Source organism: Microcystis sp., assembly GCF_048564745.1.
In the GTDB taxonomy this organism is placed as follows: domain Bacteria; phylum Cyanobacteriota; class Cyanobacteriia; order Cyanobacteriales; family Microcystaceae; genus Microcystis; species Microcystis ichthyoblabe_A.
In genome coordinates this window covers 1-1752 of the sequence record NZ_JBLZRT010000180.1, presented here as the reverse complement: position 1 = coordinate 1752, position 1752 = coordinate 1, and the positions used below count along the sequence as shown (strand labels likewise).

At 43.4% G+C, this 1752-nt stretch carries 3 protein-coding genes; all 3 read right to left on the bottom strand.

The window, feature by feature from the left end:
* Positions 1 to 263: 263 nt before the first annotated feature.
* The 3 genes from ACOCD9_RS19370 to ACOCD9_RS19360 all read right to left on the bottom strand — a co-directional run bounded on the left by ACOCD9_RS19370 (position 264) and on the right by ACOCD9_RS19360 (position 1588).
* A complete protein-coding gene (locus ACOCD9_RS19370; protein ID WP_012267861.1) occupies positions 264 to 446 on the bottom strand; it encodes a type II toxin-antitoxin system HicA family toxin in 183 nt (60 codons plus the stop codon).
* Positions 443 to 634 carry a type II toxin-antitoxin system HicB family antitoxin gene (locus ACOCD9_RS19365; RefSeq protein WP_002800870.1) on the bottom strand — a complete coding sequence of 64 codons (192 nt, stop codon included), beginning with the start codon at positions 632 to 634 and terminating at the stop codon, positions 443 to 445. The genes ACOCD9_RS19370 and ACOCD9_RS19365 overlap by 4 nt, the downstream gene beginning before the upstream one ends.
* 252 nt (positions 635 to 886) lie before the next feature.
* Complete coding sequence (locus ACOCD9_RS19360) at positions 887 to 1588, bottom strand: tetratricopeptide repeat protein (RefSeq protein ID WP_419548217.1); 702 nt, start codon at positions 1586 to 1588, stop codon at positions 887 to 889.
* Between the last annotated feature and the right edge of the window lie 164 nt (positions 1589 to 1752).

Sequence of the window (1752 nt, the reverse complement as noted above, 5' to 3'; positions counted from 1 at the left end):
TAAAAAAGGTTTTTGGGCTAAAAAAGCCTAAAAATATTATCCAACAAGGTTTTTAGATTTATTCAGCAACCCCTACTTAATTCATAGGCTGCTTTTTTGGGAATATACAGAATAGGCTTTTTTTGTCTAAAAAGCACTAGGCTACTACTATCTAAAGTAATTAGAAAGTAGTAAGAGCGATCACTTTTTTTTAAATCCTACAGTAATCATTTTTCCATAGCTCCTTTGCTTCCTTGTAGCCTTGTTTGATTGGCACTGTGAATTTATCTGTCACCAGTAAGACTTTTGATAATCTTTTTAGCCAATCGCTCATTAATTTCTCGATGTCTGGGAATTGGTTCTGTTTTTCCAGTATCTGGATTATGGTAAATATCATGTTTCCCTCCACGTCTAATCAAGTAGCAGCCAGCTTGCTCCAATTGTGCAATTAAATCATGTCTTTTCATGCGAATTCAAACTCTGCAACTCTCTTGATTCCGGGGATTTCTTCCGTAGTAAATGTTCTGTAGAGATCGATCAGGTTTTCGATTAATTCTTCTAAGTCAACACCTTGGGTCCAATGATCGGGAAATTCATTCAAATAGCCCAAGAACATCCCATCTGATTCTTTCCAATATGTATATGGAATCCTCATGGTGAAATCCTCATTCTGCGTTGCTAACGATATTAAGTTGACCCCTATTATAACGGAATTGCTCTCAAGCCACAATCAGCTTTATTATCAGGGTTGGCAGCGAGATTGCCGCCTGACATTCGTTAATGCAGCCGACAAAATTTGCGATCGCAGATTCCGACGGATTGAGGTGTTGGCTGTTGGGTTTCGTGTTCCCCCTAAAATTGAGAGGTTTTCTTTAACCCATTGATTCGCTCAACCCAAGAAAAAGGACTAGACCGCGCCTAATAGCCGTAGGATTTCCATAACCTTTTCATATAACGCCGCGTTTCCTTGCTGGCGGAACAGTTCGGCGGCTTGTCGGAAATCTCTGATCGCTTTTTCCCTTTCTTTTCGAGAGTAATAAAGAATCCCCCGACCGCTGTAAGCTTCGGCCAATCGGGGATTAATGTTGATCGCCTGATTGTAATCGGACAGGGCGAGGTCGGATTTCCCCTGTTCGTAGTAAAGAGTCCCGCGATTGTAGTAAGCATTGGCGTTTCGGGGATTAATGTTGAGCGCCTGATTGTAATCGGACAGGGCGAGGTCGGGTTTCCCCTGTTCGGCGTAAAGAAACCCGCGATTGTTGTAAGCTTCGGCCAATCGGGGATTAATGTTGAGCGCCTGATTGAAATCGGACAGGGCGAGGTCGGGTTTCTCCTGTTGTTCGTAAAGAAACCCGCGATTGAGGTAAGCCTCGGCGTATCGGGGATTAATGTTGATCGCTTTGGTGAATTCAGCGAGGGCGAGATCGTATTTTTTCTGTTGGATGTAGCCAACTCCCCGGTTATAGTGGCCGATCGCGTCTTGATTGTTCCCTTGAGCGATCTGGGTTTCGGCTGGTTGTCGGCTCTCTAGCGCCATGACGGGGCGAACAGTCGCGAGGGTGGAAAGGCTGATTAGGCTAACGGTGGTAAGAAGGGCAAAGGATTTCATGGCTAGTTCCTCACTGGGGATGATTTTAAATTCTACTTAGGGTTGGCTGAATATCGGTGTAAATCCTGCTAAAAAAGGTTTTTGGGCTAAAAAAGCCTAAAAATATTATCCAACAAGGTTTTTAGATTTATTCAGCAACCCCTACTTAATTCATAGGCTGCTTT